This is a genomic window from Enterobacter sp. R4-368, from assembly GCF_000410515.1.
Lineage (GTDB): Bacteria > Pseudomonadota > Gammaproteobacteria > Enterobacterales > Enterobacteriaceae > Kosakonia.
Genome location: NC_021500.1, coordinates 3,663,166 through 3,684,099, shown reverse-complemented (window position 1 = coordinate 3,684,099; position 20,934 = coordinate 3,663,166). Strand labels below are relative to the sequence as shown.

At 57.2% G+C, this 20,934-nt stretch carries 10 protein-coding genes; 4 read left to right on the top strand and 6 right to left on the bottom strand.

From position 1 onward, the window contains the following. The first annotated feature begins 67 nt into the window (after nt 1-67). Nucleotides 68-1,078 carry an alpha/beta hydrolase gene (locus H650_RS17225; RefSeq protein WP_020456380.1) on the top strand — a complete coding sequence of 337 codons (1,011 nt, stop codon included), beginning with the start codon at nt 68-70 and terminating at the stop codon, nt 1,076-1,078. Nucleotides 1,079-1,094: 16 nt separating this feature from the next. On the opposite strand, the gene H650_RS17220 is transcribed toward H650_RS17225, so the two are convergent. Further along, entirely contained in the window at nt 1,095-1,493 is a 399-nt protein-coding gene (locus tag H650_RS17220) for a winged helix-turn-helix transcriptional regulator (RefSeq protein ID WP_020456379.1), read from the bottom strand. Nucleotides 1,494-1,660: 167 nt separating this feature from the next. Between H650_RS17220 and H650_RS17215 the strand changes: the two genes are divergently transcribed. Together H650_RS17215 and H650_RS17210 are read left to right on the top strand one after the other, a co-directional pair. After that, entirely contained in the window at nt 1,661-2,092 is a 432-nt protein-coding gene (locus H650_RS17215) for a DoxX family protein (protein WP_020456378.1), read from the top strand. 53 nt (nt 2,093-2,145) lie between these two features. Continuing rightward, complete coding sequence (locus H650_RS17210) at nt 2,146-2,694, top strand: flavodoxin family protein (protein ID WP_017457750.1); 549 nt, start codon at nt 2,146-2,148, stop codon at nt 2,692-2,694. A 68-nt stretch (nt 2,695-2,762) separates the two neighbouring features. Here the strand turns inward: H650_RS17210 and H650_RS17205 are convergent, their stop codons facing one another. After that, nucleotides 2,763-3,671, bottom strand: coding sequence for a LysR substrate-binding domain-containing protein (locus tag H650_RS17205; protein WP_020456377.1), 909 nt, complete (start codon nt 3,669-3,671; stop codon nt 2,763-2,765). 129 nt (nt 3,672-3,800) lie between these two features. On the opposite strand from H650_RS17205, the gene H650_RS17200 reads away from it, so the two are divergent. Next, nucleotides 3,801-5,153 carry an MFS transporter gene (locus H650_RS17200; RefSeq protein ID WP_020456376.1) on the top strand — a complete coding sequence of 451 codons (1,353 nt, stop codon included), beginning with the start codon at nt 3,801-3,803 and terminating at the stop codon, nt 5,151-5,153. 5 nt (nt 5,154-5,158) lie between these two features. On the opposite strand, the gene H650_RS17195 is transcribed toward H650_RS17200, so the two are convergent. The 4 genes from H650_RS17195 to H650_RS17180 form a co-directional block, all read right to left on the bottom strand. Next, nucleotides 5,159-5,779 carry a DapH/DapD/GlmU-related protein gene (locus H650_RS17195; protein ID WP_020456375.1) on the bottom strand — a complete coding sequence of 207 codons (621 nt, stop codon included), beginning with the start codon at nt 5,777-5,779 and terminating at the stop codon, nt 5,159-5,161. Nucleotides 5,780-6,803: 1,024 nt separating this feature from the next. After that, nucleotides 6,804-7,241 (bottom strand): hypothetical protein, encoded by a 438-nt coding sequence (locus H650_RS17190; RefSeq protein ID WP_020456374.1) that lies wholly within the window; start codon nt 7,239-7,241, stop codon nt 6,804-6,806. 2 nt (nt 7,242-7,243) lie between these two features. Next, the gene (locus H650_RS17185) at nt 7,244-19,198 is read right to left on the bottom strand and encodes a hemagglutinin repeat-containing protein (protein ID WP_020456373.1); all 11,955 of its coding nucleotides are present in this window, start codon (nt 19,196-19,198) and stop codon (nt 7,244-7,246) included. Nucleotides 19,199-19,210: 12 nt separating this feature from the next. Further along, a complete protein-coding gene (locus tag H650_RS17180; RefSeq protein WP_020456372.1) occupies nt 19,211-20,866 on the bottom strand; it encodes a ShlB/FhaC/HecB family hemolysin secretion/activation protein in 1,656 nt (551 codons plus the stop codon). Between the last annotated feature and the right edge of the window lie 68 nt (nt 20,867-20,934).

Here is a 20,934-nt window from a genome sequence, read left to right as displayed (position 1 = left end):
AGCCGGACACAACGGCACCTAACACAACCAACTAAATAGCACGCGATACAATCGCAAGGGAGATAAGATGTCACGTTCATTACTGATTGCCATGAGTTTAGTTGCCTCCAGCGTTTCCACCGCCTGGGCCGCCGATGCGCCAACACCGACCGCGGGGGTGGCGAAATTTCTTTCCGCGCTGAACAGCAGCGGCGGCAAACCGATTGAACAACTTTCCCCGCACGATGCCCGCCAGGTGCTGATTGGCGCCCAGCAGGGCGCGAAACTGCCGCCAGCCGATGTCTCGGAGAAAACCATCACCGTTAACGGCCAACCGCTTAAACTGACCATCGTTAAACCACAAGGCGCAACCGGAACCTTGCCGGTGTTTATGTTCTTCCACGGCGGTGGCTGGGTGCTGGGCGACTATCCAACTCATGAACGTTTAGTTCGCGATCTGGTGACTGAATCCGGCGCGGCGGCAGTGTTTGTTAACTACACGCCATCACCGGAAGCGCACTTCCCGGTAGCAATTAATCAGGCGTATGAAGCGACCCGCTGGGTTGCCGAGCATGGCAAAGAGATTGGCGTTGATGGTTCACGCCTGGCGCTGGCTGGTAACAGCGTGGGCGGCAATATGGTCGCTGCCGTTGCCTTGCAGGCCAAAGAACATCACACACCAGCGATTCGTTACCAGGTGATGTTCTGGCCGGTTACCGACGCGCGCTTTGAAACTGGCTCCTATAACCAGTTTTCCAGCGGCTATTTCCTTAGCAAAAACATGATGAAATGGTTCTGGGATAACTACACCACCAAAGAGAGCGACCGCCGCAACATCCTCGCTTCCCCGCTGGAAGCCAGCAGCACGCAGTTGAAAGGCCTGCCGCCGACACTGATTCAGACCGCCGAACTGGACGTGCTGCGTGATGAAGGTGAAGCATTTGGTCGTAAACTGGATGCTGCAGGCGTGCCGGTGACGGTCACCCGCTATAACGGCATGATCCACGACTACGGCTTGCTGAACGCACTCAGCGAAGAACCCACCGTGCGCACCGCCTTATCACAGGCCGCATACGAACTGCGCACCCACCTGCAATAAGCCCCACGAACCCACCTTACGCGGTGGGTTCTTTTATTTTGGCCGGGTTCGCCTCGTCATACGCCGCCTGCGCGGCCAGCACCGCATCCATATTGTGCTCCACCCAGTGCGCCAGCACGGAGACGGTTTCCGTCAGCGTGCGGCCCAGTGGCGTCAGGCTGTACTCCACCGACACCGGCACGGTGTAAAACACCTGGCGGGCGATAATGCCATCGCGCTCAAGTTTGCGCAGCGTCTGGGTTAGCACCTTTTGGGTGATCATGCGGATATCTCGCTTCAGGCCGTTAAAACGCATCGGGCCATTTTCCAGCCGCGCCAGCACCAGTAGCGCCCATTTATCCGCCAGGCGTGCCAGCATATCGCGCGTCGGGCAGCGGTTATCGTAGATATCGTAAGGAATGGACGGCTTAATCATAACGACAAACTCTCGTAGTAGGTTTCCTTGAGGAAACGTAGTGCCCCTGGAGTGCCTTCTTCCGCAACCGGAACCGGATGTGTATAACTCAAAGCTTAAGTTTCTATTTGATACTAAGGTGCCAGAAATGGCAAAAGTTCTCCTGCGCAATAGTGAGGAATAAAAGGATGATTACCCGGCTGAACAAGGCGTTTCTCAGTCTCACCACGCACCCGGAATTTGGCAAGCTGCTGTTGCGTCTGACATTTGGTGTGTTGATGCTGTTCCACGGCGTGGCCAAAGTGCAACATGGCATCGGCTGGATTTCCGACATGCTGGTGGCGCAGGGCTTGCCGGGTTTTATTGCTTACGGCGTATTCATTGGCGAAATCATTACGCCAGTGCTGATTATTATTGGTCTGTTTACTCGCCAGGCGGCGTTTATTTACGCCTTCAATATTCTGGTCGCCACATTACTGGTCGGCATGGGGAAATTCTTTACCCTGACCAATGTTGGCGCATGGGGTCTGGAAAGCGAGGCGCTCTATTTCCTGGGTGGTTTAAGCATTATGTTTTTGGGCGCGGGGAAATACACCCTGTTTGCCGGGAAAGAAAAATGATGGTGGTCGTGCAAACTGGTTTGTACGACATCTCTCTTCGATAGGGGAAAATTATGTCTACGGTTGTGATCTATTATTCCGGCTACGGCCACACCAAAGCAGTGGCGGAGAAAGTGGCAGAAGGCGCCAACGCACAGCTTATTGTTATTGATAATAACGGCGATATTCAGGAGAGCGACTGGCAATTGCTGAATGACGCAAAAGCGATCATTTTCGGCGCGCCAACCTATATGGGCGGCGTACCGTGGCAATTTAAAAAATTCGCCGACGCCAGTTCAAAAGCATGGTTCACCCGCGCCTGGCAGGATAAAGTTTTCGCCGGTTTTAGCAACAGCGCCAGCCTGAACGGCGACAAACAAGTGTCTTTGCAATACCTGCAAACGCTGGCCTCACAGCATGGCGGCATCTGGGTAAGCCTGGGCTTGCTGCCCGCGAATACGCTGGCCGCAACACGCCAGGACATCAACAACCTCGGCGGCTCCGTTGGCTTGCTGGTGCAGTCTCCCTCTGATGCCGGCGCAGACCAAATCGCCTCCGGCGATCTGGATACCGCAGTGAAATTCGGTCAACGCGTCGCGGATATCGCTCGCCGGTTTAACTGAGTTTTTCGGTAATTAATAAGAGAAAGCCAGGGAAACCTGGCTTTTTTGTAGATATTTACAGCATCTTTTTAATGTTCTGTCGAAATGCTCAGGGCAGCAAACTCCCCCTGCACCCACTGTTTAAACTGCTGCACATCTTGCCGCTGAGCTTTCTCGCGGCTGGTCACAAAGTAATAATTCCCGCCGGGTAAGTTGCCGGGCAACGCGATACGCAGCAGCTTCTGCGCCAGCGCATTCTGGATCAGTAACTCACTGGCGAGCAGCACGCCCTGCCCGGCGATAGCCGCCTGAATCGCGTGCGTCTCATCATCAAATCGAATGCCGGACTGCACCGGTAAATCTGCCGGACCAAACGCCGCTTGCCAGTGTTGCCAGTCCGGCTCCGGCGTCGGGACATGGCGGTTTTCGATATGAAACAGCGTTAAGCCCACCAGATCTTGCGGGCGCTTGAGCGCCAGTTGCGGGCTGGCGACCAGCACAAAGCGATCGCGATATAACAATGTATTATCCAGCGTCTCGTCGGCCTGCATACTGTATCGGATCGCGCAGTCAGCCATTGCGCCGCGCACATCCACCAGATCGGTGCTGCTGTGCAGACGCAGCTCCAGTTCAGGGTGTCGCTGATGCAGCGAAGGAAGTCGCGGCACCAGCCAGTTGGTCAGGAAGTTGGAGGTGGTGCTTAGCGTTAACGCCCCCGGCAGACTGGCACTGTCGATGGCATCAACCGCTTCGCGCAGCGTGGCAAACATATTCCCTGAAGCACGAAACAGGATCTCTCCGGCAGCCGTTAAGGTGACAGCGCGCGCCGAACGGTTAAAAAGCCGTTGGTTCAGAGACGCCTCCAGCACGCGGATCTGATGGCTAATTGCCGTTGGCGTCACGCCAATCTCCTCCGCCGCCGCTTTAAAACTGGCATGGCGGGCAACGGCATCAAAAGCGCGTATAGCGGAAAGCGGCGGTAAACGGCGTGTGCGCATAGCTGAATTTAACTCATCTTTTGCTGAGAAATATGACTTTGCCTTGCCCGCAAAGCAAGGCGTAGCCTGTTATGCATCTGAAGTAACCATGAAGATTACTCACCCTTTGCAGATTAACAGGAAAAACCCATGACGCAACTCAACGCACTGGCTGCGCCCACCTCAACACGCTATTTTGCGCTGCTGGCTCCCGGCATCGCCCAGGCGCTGATCGCGCTGGATTACGCCATCGTCTACGTTGCGCTGCCAACGCTGGCGCACGATTTACAGCTCTCGCTTAGCGCTATGCAGTGGGTGGTGTTGCTCTACGGCCTGACCTTCGCCGCGCTGCTGTTGCTCGGCGGAAATTTGTGCGATCGCTTTGGCGCTCGGCGCATTTACAGCGCCGGCATGGCGCTGTTTTTACTGGCGTCCGCCCTCGGCGGACTGGCATACAGTAGCGAACTGTTGCTGGTTGCCCGCGCCGGGCAAGGCATCGCCGCCGCGCTACTACAACCAGCGGTTCTGGCGCTGATCGGGCAACGCTTTCACGGAGAGTCGCACCGCCGCGCACTGGCAATCTGGAGTGCGATTGGCGCACTCGGGCTGGTGGCGGGCGTGGTGCTCGGCGGCGTACTGACAACGCTAAGCTGGCGGGCGATCTTTTTTATCAACCTGCCGCCAGGCTTGCTGGCGCTGTGGCGGGTGAAGCGCGATTTTCAACACCTGATCCCACAACGTGAAACGGCACGTTCCGGCGCTGGTGCGCTGGTTGGCTGCGCGGCCGCTGGCGCGCTGGTATGGGCGTTAATGCGCTATGGCGAAACGGGCGCGGAAGATTTTCTCGCCAACCGGCTGGCGGCGGCGATGTTGTTGCTGTTTATTTTGCATGAACGCGTTGCCCCGCAGCCGCTGTTATCACGCACCTTGCGCAATCTGCCAGGCTTACAAAGTGGCTGGCTGAGCAGCGCCTGTTATATGGCGAGCGTCGGTAGCCAGTTCTACGCCATGACACTGTTGTGGCAACAGACATTACAGCTCGATGCCGTCACCACCGGGCTGCTGTTTACGCCACTGGCGCTGCTGATTGTGGCGGGCAACGCGCTTTACACCCGGCTAACGGCGCGTTATGCCAGCGCAAAAGTGCTAATGGCAGGATTTGCCAGCGCTGCGCTCGGCCTGTGGCTGCTGGCCATTTCGCTGCAAGCCCCCCTCTCGCCCGCGTTTATGCTCGGCATTGCGCTGAGTGGTATTGGCCACGGATTGGTTTACCCGGCAATGTTCGCCGTGGGGTTAACGGCAGTGCCAGCGCATCAGCAGGGTCGCGCCAGTGCGCTGATGATTACCAGCCAGTACATCGCCGGAGCGATGATGCTCGCGATCATTTCCGTGCTGCTGGGCGCAAAGCCGGATTTAACCGCGTGGTCAACCGTGTTTCATCTGCTGTGCGGCGCAGCAGTGGCGGGAATGATGATCGCACTCTGCGCACGAGAGCACCAATAGCGCGGTTACGACTTATTCCACTTCTCGCAAAATGCGTCGATACGTTCATCCTGAAAATCAGCCAGCCGCTCGATGATGGTCTCCAGCGGCCAGTCCCACCAGGCAATTTGCTGCAACTGATGGCCGATGTGCGGCGCGAAGCGTAAGCGGATCGTTTTTGCCGGGACACCACCGACGATGGTGTAAGGGGCGACATTTTTACTCACTACCGCACCGGCGGCGATCACCGCACCATCACCCACGGTGACGCCAGGCAACACAATGGCCGCATGGCCGATCCAAACATCATTGCCGATGGTGACGCTGTCGCCACGGCGACGCGCAAAAAAGTCGTGATCGCGCGTGGCGCTGGCAGAGTAGTACTCGGGGCAGTAGGTGATGCGATGCTGCGACGGGCGTTCCATCGGATGATTGGGCGCACCGATACGCACGTTGTTGGCGATCGCCACAAATTTACCGATCTGCGCATCGGCGACGGTGCAGTATTCCCCCAGGTAGGAGAAATCCCCCAGCGTGGCGTACTCCATCAGGCTGTTGGCCAGCACTTCACACTGCTGGCCAATTTTGCATTCGCGTATGCGCACGCTGGGGTCTATCCAGGTTTCAGCGAGTTTTACGAGCTTCATCGGTGGTTTCCCTCATGACAGATCGCGCTACTGTATGCCGGTTCTGTGTAGGGAAAATGACGGGGGACGGGATATATTTAACGGTGTTGCGATGTGGCGGTGGTGAAATGCGGAGGGAGGGAGGGAGGGAGGGATTTTGGGTCAGGGTACCTCTCAGAGTATTATAAAGCCCCCACTTATTGGTCTCTCGCTGTTTATTTGGTAAGCAAATATAGTGATAGTTCTCTTGAAGACTGGAAGATATGTTTGAAGAGTCAGTGAATTGCCATGGCATAATCCAGACACTTTCGAACCATTAATAATATTGGTTTCGCTTTCCGTTCTTGCATGGCATAACAGCATCTACGTTTTCCCATTATTTATTATGACTTGTCTCAACTTACATGATCAGTACGCTACTGTTTACTACCACATGGGGCTTTATACGCATTTCTACCCGGGTAAGAAATTCTCTACGGCCACTTTCTGCATATAAATACTCTCCCGATCGGTCATTTCTTATAGAAAATGAGCTCACACCCTCAATATAACTGTGTATATTTTCGTGCTGACCACTTTTCAGGTTATATTGAATCCAACCGGAAGCAATGCTGTATGAAAAATTGAACACAACAGCCATAATCGTCACTATATTCATATAAAAAGCAACCGGCATCTTTATCCAAACAAACAGGGGAACTCTCAAAAAAAGCCAGAAGCTCTAATTCATCAGGACTACTTTTAGTAAACATTATTTCTTAACCCCATTTTTGATAATAATAGTGATAAATTTTCGGAATGATTCCCAATCATAAACATTGTCTGTAATACTGATTTTTTATCAGATAGCCCAATGAAAAAAGCCGCTGAACAGGTCACCAGCGCTTGATTAAGAGCATCATTCTTTGATGAACTTAGTACATTTGTAAGCACACCTGTTTTACCTCCACGTACTTTTTGAGATTTCCGGGCTTGGACGTATTCCTTGTAGAAATATTTTTAAAAACATGATTTCATTTTAGCGAGATAGATTACCAAATAGTATTTACTCCTTTAGGTTCTCATAAAATTTGATGACACTTTCCATATCAGTACTCCATTCTGAGATTTTCACACCATCTTCATTATGGGTAATGCGAGGCTCTATGAATTCATTTATTTTTTCAGCAGAAAAGGCTTTACACTCATCAAGAAATAATATTTTATTTTGTACAAAAACTTTAACACCACAAAAATATAAAACCCATGTAAATATAAAATTTGCATTATCAGGCTCATACATTGAGACAGCTAAAGCTGCATGATTCCTATTTTTAATACCCTGTTCAAGAGACACAAGCCAATTCTTTTTATAATCATTCAGAGTCCAATATGAAAGAGGGATGTTCATTGCTTCTTTATAGTCGTTTATTACTATTGCTGCTGGCAAAACTAGTTCGCCCTCAACATGTACAACTTCTTTTTCTGGAAAAATACCAAACATAATTAGCCCTTAATCCTGTTTAAATTTTCATCATAAGTTCCCATCCTGTTTCCTTTACGATCAAACATTTTCCAGCCATTTGTTACATTATGGCTATCAATATCAGGTGTAATATAGGTTTTACCGTCAAAGTATGCAGGTTGGCCATGTGAATTAAATGGTACTTTATATGGAGGAATTCTGGGACCAAATCCCAAATTTTTAGCGGCTTTATCGGCTTCTTTTCCTTTAAGGGCTAGATAAGCCAAATCATCTATACTTGGACCATCAGGGATTGGTGTAATCGTTGTATTACCGCCAGTATTTGGGTTACCGTCCGGGTTAGCTGTATTTGTTGCTCCCTGTTCAAAAGATTGATCAGAACCGGTATGCGTTGCTCCCTGTTCACCACTCCGGTCAGGATTAACTAATTTCCCACCTATCAGATCCGGATTATAAATCTGGTCTCCAGCAGTATCGGTAAGCTGTTGCTTCTTGTCGTACTCCGAATAACATACCCGTCCGAACGTACATTCAGTCGCGTTGTCCAGCCAATCTATCCACGTTTTAATTTTTTTATTGATCTTCTTGGCTGCATCCTCCCTGGCTTTCGCCATCACTACATCGCCTGGCAAGACACCGTATGGAGCCGGCCGTTGCTCATCATCATATCCCTCAGTGTTGTTTTCAACCGTCGTTTTCCCGGCTTGCGCCCCCGCTATAGCATTTGCACCACTGTCGCCGACCAACGCACCCGCCAGCCCGGAAGCAAGCGTCGCCAGCGCTGAAACGGTTTGTTTCTGTTCCTCACTCAGTTTACTGACATCTTTTATGCCCCACGCGTCGAGGGCAATTATCCCGGCCAGTTCGCCCGTTGCAGCTCCCGCTGCTGCAGTGGCTGCGTTTTTTCCGCTCGCCGCTGCCAGTGCCGCATTAACCACGGCGTGAGCGATAACTTTCGCTGCATCATCGTTTACATTCTGCCCGATGAGATAAGCAATTTCCGGCGCAGCGGCACCTGCGAGAGCGGCTTTAATATCGCCACCAGCCAGCGCCTGTATCGCCGCCGTGGCAGCCGTTATTCCGCGCTGAAGTGTACTTCCCGTACCGTATTGCGCTTCTGCGGTTCTTCCCGCCTGGTCAGCTATTTCTTCTTTCGTCGGGTTAAGTTTGCCATCCCTTGCCAGCGTTTCTCTCGCCGCTTGTAGCGCCGCGGGATCGTTCTTCGCCCTTTCTTTGGCAATCGCGCCTTCGGTCCGCACAATATCCGCGACCTGCGTACCGATCTCGCCGATCATCTGTGCGGTCTGCAGACGCCGCTGCTCTTTTTCTTTGTCGAAGATCGGGTCGATGCTGCCGTTGGCATGTTCGGTATCGCGGCTCAGCGTGGCGACATCCTGCTGCTGGCCAGCCTTGTCGCGGATCACAATCGTACCGTCGGCCACCGCCGACTGCGTGGTGCCTTCGGCGTGCCCCTTACCATTCATGCCTGCCAGCATGACATTGGCCATATTCCCGAGCACATTGCCGACCATACTGCCGCTAGTGCTGAACCCGGCACCCTGATGTTCCGTTTTGAAATCCGCTTTGTTGTTGATATCCGTGAAGCCCAGCGTGCCGGTATCAAGCCGGTTTTTATCGGCCTCAGCCCGGCTGGCGAGCACTGCGCCGTCCAGTTGCGTGTGGTTGCCCACCGTGACATCAAAGCCACCTTTACCCGCGAAGATCCCGGTCTGTTCCTGCACCGAGTCATAATTGCTCTTCATTTTGTCGCGGCTGTAGCTGAAGCTGCCGCCCAGCCCACCACCACCAAAGGTGTAACTCAGCCCGGCGCTGACGCTCTGCTGTTTGCTGTTGTAGTTATTGCTGTCCTGCAGGCTGCTCAGTGTCAGGTCGCGTCCGACATCGGCTGTGACTTTATCGCCATTAACCTGCGCGCCCTGCAGCAACGTATCGCGACCGCTCTTCAGGGAGATGTTCTGCCCGGCATCCAGCGTGGTTTCATTCCATCTTGTGCCGTTGCCTTTCTCGTTCCCCTTCGACGCGTTCCCACTGGCCGACACCATAAACCCGGCACCATCTTTACCAGCGACAATCCCGACGCCAATTGAGCCACCCTTACTGGAATTGCTGCCGGTGGTTTTCTGCGTATCCGCCGCGCCCGTCAGGGTGATGTCTCGAGCCGCGTCCAGCGTGAGGTCTTTCCCGGCTTTAAGCTGGCTGCCCGCAACCGTAATATCACCGCTGTTGGCGGCATTGCCTTTGCCGGTGGCGGAGATGGTGAGATCGTTGCCTGCGTTAAGTGTGCTGCCGGTGGTGGTGTCCTGCTCGGAATGCGACGTGGATTTCGACGACTGCCCACCAATGGAAACCATCACACCAAACGAGCCGTTCTTGGTTGCATCATCAGAGCCGGATTTCGCCGCCGCCAGGCGTGAAGCCTGCGAGGCCTGAATCCCGGAAAGCACGGCTTTGGTGCCCTGCAATGCCGCGAGGCGACCGTCACTCTGATCTTTTGCCGCCATCGCCGTGGAGGCAGCCGTATTCACCACATCCCCCACCGCACCGGAAAGCGCCAGCGTCAGTCCACTGCTTTTCTGCTCGAATTTCTGATCGGTGGTGCGTTTGTCGTGACCGGGATCGATAACCACGCTGTCGCCGCTCAGGGCGAGATCGTTTTTGGCAATAAGGTCTGAGCCGCCGACATGCAGTTGATTACCAGCGCTGACCATCACATCGCCGCCGTTACTGCCCACGGTGCTCATGCTCTGGCTCTGGGTGGTGCCTTTCTCTTTCAGATCCTGTTTGGTTTTACTGGAACCGATGGTGAAACCGATCCCACCGGAGCTCATCAGGCCGCTCTTTTTCTTCTCTTTAAACTGCCAGTTCGAGTCGGTGTTGGTGGCGGCGGTGATATCTACATTATGCACCGCACTGAGCGTCACATCGCCATCGCCCACCACGGATGAGCCTTTCACCAGCAGGTCATTGCCGGATTTCACCATCACGTTATCACCGCTGAGCAGCGTTCCGGATTCACGGGTGGCGCTCTGCTCGGAAATGGTGTGCGTTTTGGTTTTACTGAGGAAGCCGCTTTTGGTTTTGGTCTCTTCTTTGTAGTGATAATCGCTTTCGGTGGCGGTGGTCAGATTGATGTCGCGTCCGGCCTGCACGCCGATATTGCCTTTCGCGTTAACCTGCGCGGCTTCGGCGTTCATATCACGTCCGGCGAGGATCACCGTGTTAGTGCCGCTGGCGATCTCGGTGCCCTGCTGGCGCACCTGCTCGTTAATCACCGTTTTCTTGCTAGCTTTGTAGCTGTCGCCCTGGGTGGTGGCTTCCGCCAGCAGATTGACGTCGCGCCCTGCCTGCATGCCGACCTGCTGTTCAGCCGCCAGCCCGGCGGCCTGCGAGTTGATGTCCTGGCCTGCGGTGAGTATCAGGTTATTGCCTGCGCTGACGGTGCTGCGATCGAGGCCGGTGCTGTGGTTTTCGCTTTTGCCGCTGTGGCTGTTGTTGCGGGTCTGCTGTGCGTCGAGGTTCAGATCGTTGCCCGCTGACAGCTTCGCGTTTTTCCCGGCGCTGACATCGCTGGCGCTGAGCGTCAGGTCGTTGCCCGCCTGCATGCCAAGGTTGCCGCCGGCCGTGATACCACTTCCCTGATACGATACCTGCTCGTGGCCCGTTGCCGTCTGACGGAGATAACCCGCTTTAAAACCGGACTGGCTGTACGCGTCATTTTTCTCGATCGCGTTGACGGCGATATTGCCACCGGCATCCATCAGCAGATCGCCGCCCGCTTTCAGCGTAGCGCCGGTCAGGATGATATCTTTACCCGCTGCCAGCGACAGGCCATCCGTTGCGGTGATGCCAGCGATACTGCCAAGCGTGGTGTTTTTGAGGCTGACCGACCCATATTTGCTTTTCGCATCCAGCGAGAACTGATCGGCCAGCGTGACGTTATTAATGCTGCCGTCGAGACTCTCCAGCGCCACGGTTTTGCCGCTGATGGTGGAACTGAGGTTGCTGATATCGCCAATGGCGCTGAGACTGACGTTGCCGCCCGCTTTCATCAGCGCATCGTTGCTGTTGGTGATGGCCCCGCCGCTCTCCACGCTGAGGTTGTTTCGCGCCAGCAGCGTACCGCCGGTGTTGGTGACATTCCCTCCTTCGAGGCTGACATTGTTCCCGGCAATCATACTGCCGTTATTGACCGTGACATCTTTCGGCGACAGGTAGACTTTCGGGATCATCACCGTTTCGCCATTGATGATGGCGCTTTCCCACCACAGGATGCTGTGGTCGAGCGCGGCGATTTGATCGGCATTGAGCGCCACACCAAACTGCAGCCCCAGCGACTGCTGCGCGTTAGCGGCGTTATCCATCAGGTAACGCATCTGGTCCAGATCGGAACCGATGCCGTTCAGGTAACGGTTACCGGTCTGGTTCAGCACGACGTTACTGACATAGCGCGTGTCAAACGCCGCATCGCCGAGGAAGCGATAGTCATGATCCGGGTTAAGTTTGATGCGATCCAGCATGTAGGCAGAGCCGAGAAACTGCTTCTCATCGGTATAAGTGCTGCTGGTTTCGCGCGGGGCGGCAGACGGCGTCACGCCGAGCAGTTTGTTCAGATCGCCAAACAGCGCCGGATCTAACTGGCCAAGCCCGTCCAGTTTCGGGTTAACGGTGATGAGGTACGGGCTTCTCGGGTTAGCTGACACCACAAAGTAGCCGTTATTACCGGAAGGCAACGGGTAGGCACTGGTATCAACGGCTTTCCCCTGATGCGCGTCAAGCGCGCCAGCGTGGGTGTCTTTCAGTACCGCACTGGTGACGCCCGCGCTCGCCAGGCTGCCCGCGCTGCCGAGGCTGGCGCTGCTTTTCTGCTGGCTGCCAATGTTTGCCAGCGCGGCACCATTTGCGCTGGCGTTATCCAGCGCGCCGCCGCCGTTAATCTGCTGCAGGGCGTTGTGCAGTTGATCCTGCCACTGCGGGGAGTTCACAGTCACCGGCCCTGCGGCGAGTGCCTGTTTTGCCACGCTAGCGCCAATACTCTGATTGCTCAGGGTATTCAGTGATGGAGCGGTAATGGTGCCGCTGACGCCACCGGCATTGGCGGTTGTGCTGGTGTTACTGATATTGCTGCTGAAGTTGGCGCTGACATTGCCACCGGCTTGGATAACAGCGCGATAAATTTGGCCATCTTGCTGTATCGTCTCCTGTCCTTTGAGACTATATGTAATTTGTTGGTCTTTGGAGACCGTCCTGTTCTGGGCGTAATAATCATAATCCTTATCGCTACCTATATACTCGTAATAGAGATAGTCTGGATCATCTTTGTAATGCCTTCCGTCCTGATAGATCTTCAGCTGGCGATTATTGCCTTCACCTATAATCTCCGGAGGATGATCGCTTATTATCGTGTAATTTCTAAGCGATGGGTTTTCTTTAAATTCATACACATACTGCGTTGTTGCTATACCACTCTGGTAGCTTGCATTATTAAGATTACTTCCGGTAAGAGTGATATTTCCGGTGGCATAGATACTGGATGCCTGATTATCTAAAACATTCATCGAACCATAAAGGTTACGTCCCGAGGCAATATTGGCTGCCCCTCCAGAGCTGGTTACAGTCGTCTTGATCTGCGAAGAAATTAACTTCCTTGTGGTGTACTCAGCAGCAGGTTCATAAATGTAGCGGGCGTAATATTCACTACCTCCGCTGCCATTGGGGCCATTACTTCCTCCGGTACGAACATCCCACGAATAGAAAAGTACATTGTACTGAGGGATATCTTCAGCATTTACCTTAATGGTGGGAGTCGGAGTCACCGCTGAACTCTGGATCGTGGTCTGTTGTACACTCAATCCATCCCGCTGATTCAGCAGATGCCCGGTATTAATGGTGATATCGCCATTTCGCGTTTCAATAGTGCCGGAGGTGTTCACCACCTCGCTGTTAGCATTGCCCGCCGCGTCGCGCTGCAGCCTCAGGTTGTTGCCCGCCAGCATATCGCCGCGCTGGTTGGTGATGCTGCCGGCGTACAGCGCCAGGTTATTCGCCGCGTACAGTAGCGCGGTGTTGACGATACTACCCGGCGCACTGAGCGTCAGGCTGCCGAGTGTGCCGGCAAAGCCGTTCGCCGTGATGTTGCCCCGGCTCGCCAGCGTCACATCGCCGCCGCCCTGCAGCGAACTGTTGCCGTTCAGCACGATGTTGCTGCCGCTTAACGTACTCGTGCCGCTGCCGGTGGTGATTTGCCCGTTGTTGGTCAGTTGCCCGCCCGCACTCAGGTTCACCGCCTGGCCCTGCATCACGCTCTGGTTATCTATCGCACCGTTACTGGTGACACTCAGGGTTTTCCCCGCCGCCAGCGCGGTTTTACCGGTAAACGCATCGGCCAGTTGCAGCGTCAGGTTGCCGAGCGCCACGATTTGCCCCAGCGCGTTGAGCCCGGTTACCCCCACAAACAGGTCTCCACCGCTGAAGAGCCTGCCGGCGGCGGACTGGTTCATCTGCGCGGCGTTCACCGTCAGCTGGCGGCTGCCCAGCAGCGTGCCGTTGTTGGTGAGTTGACGGTAATTCAGCGTCAGGTCGTTCGCCTGAGTGGTGCCCTGGTTCGTGAAGGTGTCGCCGGTGAGTGTCATCCGGTCAGCCAGCAGCGTACCGGTCGCGGCATTGTTCGCCGCATTCAGAATGAGGTCGGTTGCCTGTAGCCAGCCTGCGCCGCTGTACTGCGGCGCAGTCAGCGTCAGCGTCCCGCCGGAGAGCAGTTTCCCCTCGTTGCGCGCCTGCGTGGCGGCAGTCATCCGGGTGTCACCCGCGCCCTGAATCAGACCGTAGTTGAGCAACTGCGGCGTGGTGAGCGTCAGCCCCTGCCCGCTGACCAGCTCCGCACCGGCGTTATTGGTGAGTATGTCTGCGCTGACGGTCACGCCGCCGCCCTGGATGTTACCGGCGTTATCGACACGCTGTGCCGTCAGGTTCAGCGCCCCGTTGCCGGCAAGCTGCCCGCCCGCCTGCTGGGCGAACGCACCCGTGAGCGTCGCGGTCAGCCCGTCGCTGCCGCTGATGGCACCATTGTTCGTCAGCGAACCGGCACTGAGGGTCAGGTTTTTCGCCGCCCACTGCCCGCTGTTCGTCAGCGACAGTGCCTGCAGTGCCGCCGTGCCCATGGCGGTGATTTTGCTGCCTGCAGCGGACGTCAGGTCACCGGCAAGCTGAAGATTAAGTGCCCCGGCGCTCTGAATGGCACCGCGGTTATCCAGCGACTGCGCCGCCAGCAGAATGTTATTGCCCTGCCAGGTGCCGGTGTTGTTCACGCTCCCGGCGGTGATATCCAGCGTGCCCTGCGTCAGTAGCGAGCCAGTGTTAATCAGCTCCAGTTGCGGGGCAGCCATCGCCATCCGCGCCATCAGGGTCGCCGTGGTCTGGCTGTTATCCAGCGTCAGACTGTCGAGGCCGGTCAGCGTGCCGTTGTTGGTGATACGGCCTTCATGTGCCGACAGCGTTTTGCCCTGCACGCTGCCGTTGTTGGTGAGTTGTTGCCCGCGCAGGGTGATGTCCCCGGCGCTGAGCAGTTGTCCGTCGTTATTCAGCGTCTGCGCACGGAGCGTCATCGCGTCCTGGCTGGTAAGCGCGCCCGGCAATGTCAGCATGCCCGCCACATCCGCATTCAGACTGCCCTGGCTCAGCAGCGAACCGCCGAGCGTCCAGTCATCCGCCGTCACACTGACCCTCCCGCCCTGCAGGGTGCCTCCGGTATTCAGTTGCCCGGCGTTCAGCGTGAAATCGCCGCCGCTCAGCGTGCGCGAGTTCGCGCCGGTGATGAGCGTACCGGCGTTCAGCGTCAGACCGTGCGTACCCTGCCACAATCCATTGTTGACGAGTGTGCCGGCATCCAGTGCCAGCGTATCGCCGGTGAGGCGCCCGGCGCTGGTAATGGCGTCCGCCCGCAGGTCTGTTACGCCGCCGCTGACCATCTGCCCGTCGCTGGTGAGTGCGCCGCTGTAGACACCGCTCAGGCCGTGCAGTCCGTTGATGATGTTGCTGTTGTCGAGCGTGGTGCCGGTGAGGGAAATCGTATCGCCCTGCAGCGTTCCGGCGTTACTCAGGCTGCCGCCGTCAAACGTCAGCGCACCACCGGAAAGCCAGTTACCGGAGGCGGTGTTGATGATACTGCCTGCGTGCGCCTGCGCCTGCTGCGCGCCCTGAATCAGGCCGCTGTTGGTCAGCCTGTTGCCGGTCAGGGAAACGGTGTTGCCGGCAATCTGTCCGCTGTTGCCGAGCGCATCCGCGCGAAGCAAAGCCGTATGGTGCGCCAGCAGCGTGCCGCTGTTGTCCAGTGTGCTGTCAGAGGTGATATCCAGCGCGTCCGCTTCCAGGCTGCCACTGTTCACCAGTTTGCCGGCATGAAGCGTCAGCGCATCCTGCACATACAGCAGCCCCTGGTTTTCCAGCGTATCGAGGTTTACATCAAGCAGCCCGCCGCTTGCCAGCTGACCGTTGCGCCCATTGAACAGGCTCTGCGTGGCGAAGGTCAGGCTGTGATTGCCCTGCAGAATGCCGTTGCTGGTTATCACTGGTGCCGTCACGGCGAGGTCGTTTGCCGCCAGCGTGCCGTCGTTGTTCAGCTGTGCCGCGCGGATATCCGCCTGGCCCTGGCTCAGCATCTGCCCCTGGTTAGCGAGTGTGCCGGTAACCTGTACGTTCAGCGCGTCCTGCGCCTGCACCGTGCCACTGTTATGCAGGCTGTCCGCTGTTGCGGTCAGGGTTTTCCCCTGCATCCGGCCCGCGTTGTCCAGGGTTTTACCCTGCAGTGCCAGACTGCCACCGCTGACAAGCTGCCCGTCCGCGGTAGTGGTCAGCGTGTTGCCATCCCACGTCATCCCGTCCGTCCCCTGAATCAGACCGCTGCTGTGCAAATCGCCGTGCAGGGCGAGCACTTTCGCCATCAGCGCGCCGCTGTTCGTACTGTTCTCTGCTGTCAGCGTCATCCCCTGCCGGCTGACCACCTGGCCCTGGTTATCCAGCGTGCCGCTGACCGTGGCAGTCAGGCCGCTCTGCCCGAGAACCGTGCCGGTGTTCATCCACTGACCGGTCGCGAGGTTCAGCGTGTCACCCTGTATCTGCCCGGCGTTGTTCAGCCGGTCATTTTTCAGCGACACCGCGCCGTTACTGAGCAGCAGGCCGCCCTGCTGGTTAGTCAGCGAGGTACCGGAAGCGGTCAGCAGCGCCGCGCCCTGCAGCGTGCCGCTGCTGGTGATGTCAGCGCTGTTCAGCGTCAGGTTTTTCGCGGCAATCAGGCCGCTGTTGCTCAGTTGCGGGGCATTCAGCGTAGCGCTGTCGCCCGCAACCATGCGCCCGTCCGCCGCGTTATTCACCTGTTGCGCCAGCGTCAGCAGCAGCGTGGTGGCACTCAGGTTGCCCTGGTTATCGAGGGTCTGCCCGCTGAGGTTCAGCGTGCCCGCCGTCGCCAGCGACCCGCCGTTGGTGGTGTTCTGTACGTTAAGCGTCAGCGCATCATCGCCCTGCACGCTGCCCGTATTACTGAGCGTGTTCGAGGTGATGTCGGTGGTTTTTGCCGCCAGCACGCCACGGTTGCTAATGTCATCCGCCGTCAGGCCGAGCGTATTATCCGCCAGCAGCCGCCCGCTGTTCTCCAGGCGGGCGTAGTCACTGAACAGGCTGATACCATTGATTTCGCCGCTGCTGGTCAGGCTGTTGCCGTGCAGACGCAGGTCACCGTCGGTGGTGATTAACCCGCTGTTGTTCAGTTGCGGAATGGCAAGCGTCAGGTCTTTTGCGGAGTACAGCGTGCCGCCGGTGAGGTTTTCCAGCCAGTCCGTCTGCAGGTTCAGAGCCTGTGTGCCCTGCAACAGCCCGCTGCTGGTGATATGTGTGCTGCCGAGGCTGAGCGTATCCGCAACCAGCGTACCGCTGTTGTTCAGCGCACCGGGGGCGGTCAGGGTGATGGCTGACGCATTCGATTTCCCGCCGTGACTGACGGATTTTGCCGCCACGCTGAGCGTGCCTTTCGCCGCGTGAGTGCCGTTGAGGGTTGCAGTGTTATCTGCCGCCAGCGTCAGAATACTGCCGCTCTGCAGCTGAGCCTGCTGGCGGGTCTGCAGGTCAGTTGCTTTCACGCTCAGGGCTTTACCGGCATTCACCTGCCCGCCGATATCAGCGGTGGTCTGCGCGGTCAGCGTCACATCGCCTTTCGCGGTAATAGTGGAGCCGGTGCCGGTGGTCAGCGCGCCGGCCTTCACGTTCAGGGAATCGTCAGCGGTCAGGGTGCCGTTGTTCTGTACCCCATCGCCGGAGACCGCAAGCGTCTGCCCCTGCAGTGTGCCGCCGTTATTCAGCGTCGAGGTGGTGGCGGTGAGATTGCCTTTTGCCGCTACCGTCCCCTGGTTATCCAGCCGGGCGACCGTAAGCCGGGTATCACCTTCGGATAGCAGCGAGCCGCTGTTGTGCAGCGCATCGCCGGTCACACCCAGCGACTGGCCCTGGAATGTTCCGCTGTTGTTCAGCGTGGACGCCGAGGCGGTGAGCTGATTTTTCGCGGCGATGGTGCCCTGATTATCCAGCTGTCCGGCGGTAATGCGGGTATCCCCCGCCGCCATCAGCGTGCCGCTGTTCTGCGCCGTCTGGCTGTTAATCTCCAGCGCCTGCCCCTGCAGAGTGCCGCTGTTGTTCAGGTTGCCTGCGGTGGCCGTCAGTTGCCCTTTCGCCGTTATCGTGCCGGCATTATCCAGCTTATCCGCCGTTATCCGGCTGTTGCCGCCGGCGGTCAGTTCACCCTGCCAGCTGATACCCTGCGCATCCAGGGTGGCGTTACCCGCCGCACTGAGCTGGCTGGCCGCATCACCATTAATCTGTTTTGCGCTGAGCGCCGTCTGCCCGGCGGCGATTTTGCTGACGGTAAGCGCGGTATTCCCCGTCGCAGCCAGCGTCAGTTTGCCGTCCGCCGCCAGCGTGGCGGTGTTCAGCGCCATATCCTGCATGCTGTTAACCGCGATATCACCACCCGCTTTATGGCTGCCGGTGAGCGTCACGCCGTCGCCCTTCGCCGTCAGCGACCCGCTGGCAACGCTCTCCCGGACGGTCATTTTCCCGTTCGCATCAAGCGTGATATCGCCCTGGCGCGCCGCCAGATTGCCGAGGTTCACCCCCACGCCTTTTTCCGTGGAGACCAGGTGAATACGGTTGGCATACATGCCGCCGAGTGCGCCGGTATCCACCGCCACCACCGGTGCCGCGCCCTCGCCGTTGATAGCGGTCGCCTTACCGCTGGCATCCACCCGGTTCGCCCCGGTGGTGACCGTTAAATCCTTCGCATGTATAGCAGCGTTGACTTCGGTGGCACGGGAAATCAGTGACAGCGCATCGCTGCCGCTGGCATTCAGCCCCTGGCCTTCGACGGTGATGGTGCCTTTTGTCACCTCGAGAGCCGAGAGGTTGCCCGCCGCGTCAAACTGTGGTTTGCCGGTGGTCAGCGTCGCATTCGGCGTGTTGATAAAGCCGCAGCCGTTACAGGTGATGCCGTACGGGTTGGCGACCATCACATTGGCGGCTTTCCCCGCCACTTCGGTGTAGCCCTGCAGCTGTGAGCGGCTGCCACCGGTCACTTCGTTGATAATGCCCTTCGCTTCCTGCCCGGCCTTCAGGTTCGGGTTGTTCTGGATAAGCCCGCCAAGCTGGGTCTGGTTCAGCTGTCCGGTGGCGTTGTTGAGGATGAGCCCCTGCTGGCCGACGTTGTATTCGTTAAACTGGTTGTGCGAGATGCCCGCGCCGTTGGGTGGAGCGATGTTCACCACCGGCACGCCGTTGCCGGCTTTGTCCATGCTGGTCGGGCCGGTCGGCGTGATGGCCGCCGCGAAGGAAGGTGCCACGGGCTGCCAGACCAGCAGGCCGATAATCAGCCAGCTGAGTGCGCGCTGCGAGAAACGAACCGGTTTATCGGTATTCATCCTTGTCTTCCTTTAAAAAGTGACAGCCACACGCCAGTTAAATGTCAGGTGGTCCGGGCCGAGCCAGTCCGGGTAACGCAGAGGTGTGCCGACAGAGACCTGGCTTGCGAACCAGCGCCCGGCGCTGCCCAGTCCTGCCGCGGCGCCCCAGAGCGTGCCGGCGGCATACCGGTCAAGCCGGTCTTTCTCCAGCCAGCCGCCATCAAGCGCCGCGGTGGCGCTTATCTGCCCGAGCACCGGCAGCGTGAACAGGGTGTAATTCACTTCGTTGCGCCAGTAACCGCCGTTGTCGCCGGAGATGTACTGCTCTTTGAAACCGCGCACCGAGCTTTCACCGCCAAGCGTCAGGCGCTCGCTGCCGTAGAGCCGGTCCGGCGACCACTGCCCGTACAGGCTGGTCAGCCACAGCAGGTCGCTGGTGAGCGGGCGCTGAAAACTGGCGCTGAGGCTCCCCTTGCGGAACTGCGCGCGCGGCACATCGCCGGTTTTACCTTCATCGGTTTCGGCGTTAAACCACGGCATGCCGTGGCTGTAGGTCGGGTTAAAGGTCGCCACGCCGCCCAGCAGTTTCTGCGTGTGGCTGATGCCAAGCTGCAGGCTGGAAAGATTGCGCGTGCTGCTGACCAGCGGGGCCTCGTTAAGCCAGTTGCGCGATGCGCGCTGTGTGATGCCGGCGCTGAGCGCGGTTTTGATGTCGCCGTTGCGGAAAATAACGCGCGAGAGGTTCAGGCGGTGGGTTTTCGTATCGCCGGTGGAAACCCACGGAAACCCCTGACTGATGATGGTGGTGCGGTAATTGCTCCAGGCGTAGCTGTAATCCAGCAGGCTGTAGCCGTACGGAATACTGACCCCGGCCTGAAAATTCTGCGCGTCATACCCGGTGGCGAAATCGCTGATGCGTCCGCCGCTGACAAACCACTTATCCGCCAGCCCCAGTAAATTATTGCCGGTCAGTGAACCGTTCAGCTGATTTTCACCGGTGCTTTTCTGCCCACTGTTATCCAGAGACACAGAGGCACTTAACGGAAATTCCGGCGTGGCGGTTAAATTCACGGTGGAATAACCGGGTTCGCTGTCCGGCACGATTTCAATCTGCACCGGCTGGCTGCGCAGACGGTTAATCTGCTCCATGCCCTGTTCTATATCCCGCAGGTTGAGAACTTTCCCCTCCAGCCCCGGAAATACCATTTTCAGCATGCGCGGGGATTCACCTTCCAGGTGGATATGACGTAATTTCCCCTCCAGCACCACAATGCGTAATTCGCCGTGGGATAAATCCTGCTCGGTAAGAAACGCGCGGCTGGTAATATAGCCCCGGCTGATATACCAGTCGGAAATGGCGGCGGTGAGTCCGGTTATTTTCGCCATATTCAGGCACTGGTTCTGCCAGGGAGAGAACAGCTTCTGCTGCGCCCTGGCGTTAATAAGGGTGACGCCGGAAAGGGTGATGGTGTGAATATCAAAACAGGGGCCGCCGGCCTGCGCGTCAGACGGGGTGCGGCCTGCGCGCGGCAGCGGTGTGGCACGTTCCAGTTCATCGCGCTGCTGCTGGTTCTGGCGCAGCAGTTGTTCCTGCTGCTGACGGACAGCATCACGATCCGCCGGTGATAATGGCGCAGCCTGCAATGCCGCCGTCACAAAAAATAACACCACCACTAAATAGCGCACGTTAGCCCGTCCCTGACCAGAATAAATGACACCCTCACCAGTAAATTTTGGTTAGGTTAGTTTTAATC

What these genes read in the sequence shown, in the direction of transcription:
- H650_RS17220 (WP_020456379.1), bottom strand. Translation starts at nt 1,493, where the DNA reads ATGATTAAGCCGTCCATTCCTTACGATATCTACGATAACCGCTGCCCG.
- H650_RS17215 (WP_020456378.1), top strand. Translation starts at nt 1,661, where the DNA reads ATGATTACCCGGCTGAACAAGGCGTTTCTCAGTCTCACCACGCACCCG.
- H650_RS17185 (WP_020456373.1), bottom strand. Translation starts at nt 19,198, where the DNA reads ATGAATACCGATAAACCGGTTCGTTTCTCGCAGCGCGCACTCAGCTGG.
- H650_RS17200 (WP_020456376.1), top strand. Translation starts at nt 3,801, where the DNA reads ATGACGCAACTCAACGCACTGGCTGCGCCCACCTCAACACGCTATTTT.
- H650_RS17190 (WP_020456374.1), bottom strand. Translation starts at nt 7,241, where the DNA reads ATGTTTGGTATTTTTCCAGAAAAAGAAGTTGTACATGTTGAGGGCGAA.
- H650_RS17225 (WP_020456380.1), top strand. Translation starts at nt 68, where the DNA reads ATGTCACGTTCATTACTGATTGCCATGAGTTTAGTTGCCTCCAGCGTT.
- H650_RS17195 (WP_020456375.1), bottom strand. Translation starts at nt 5,779, where the DNA reads ATGAAGCTCGTAAAACTCGCTGAAACCTGGATAGACCCCAGCGTGCGC.
- H650_RS17205 (WP_020456377.1), bottom strand. Translation starts at nt 3,671, where the DNA reads ATGCGCACACGCCGTTTACCGCCGCTTTCCGCTATACGCGCTTTTGAT.
- H650_RS17210 (WP_017457750.1), top strand. Translation starts at nt 2,146, where the DNA reads ATGTCTACGGTTGTGATCTATTATTCCGGCTACGGCCACACCAAAGCA.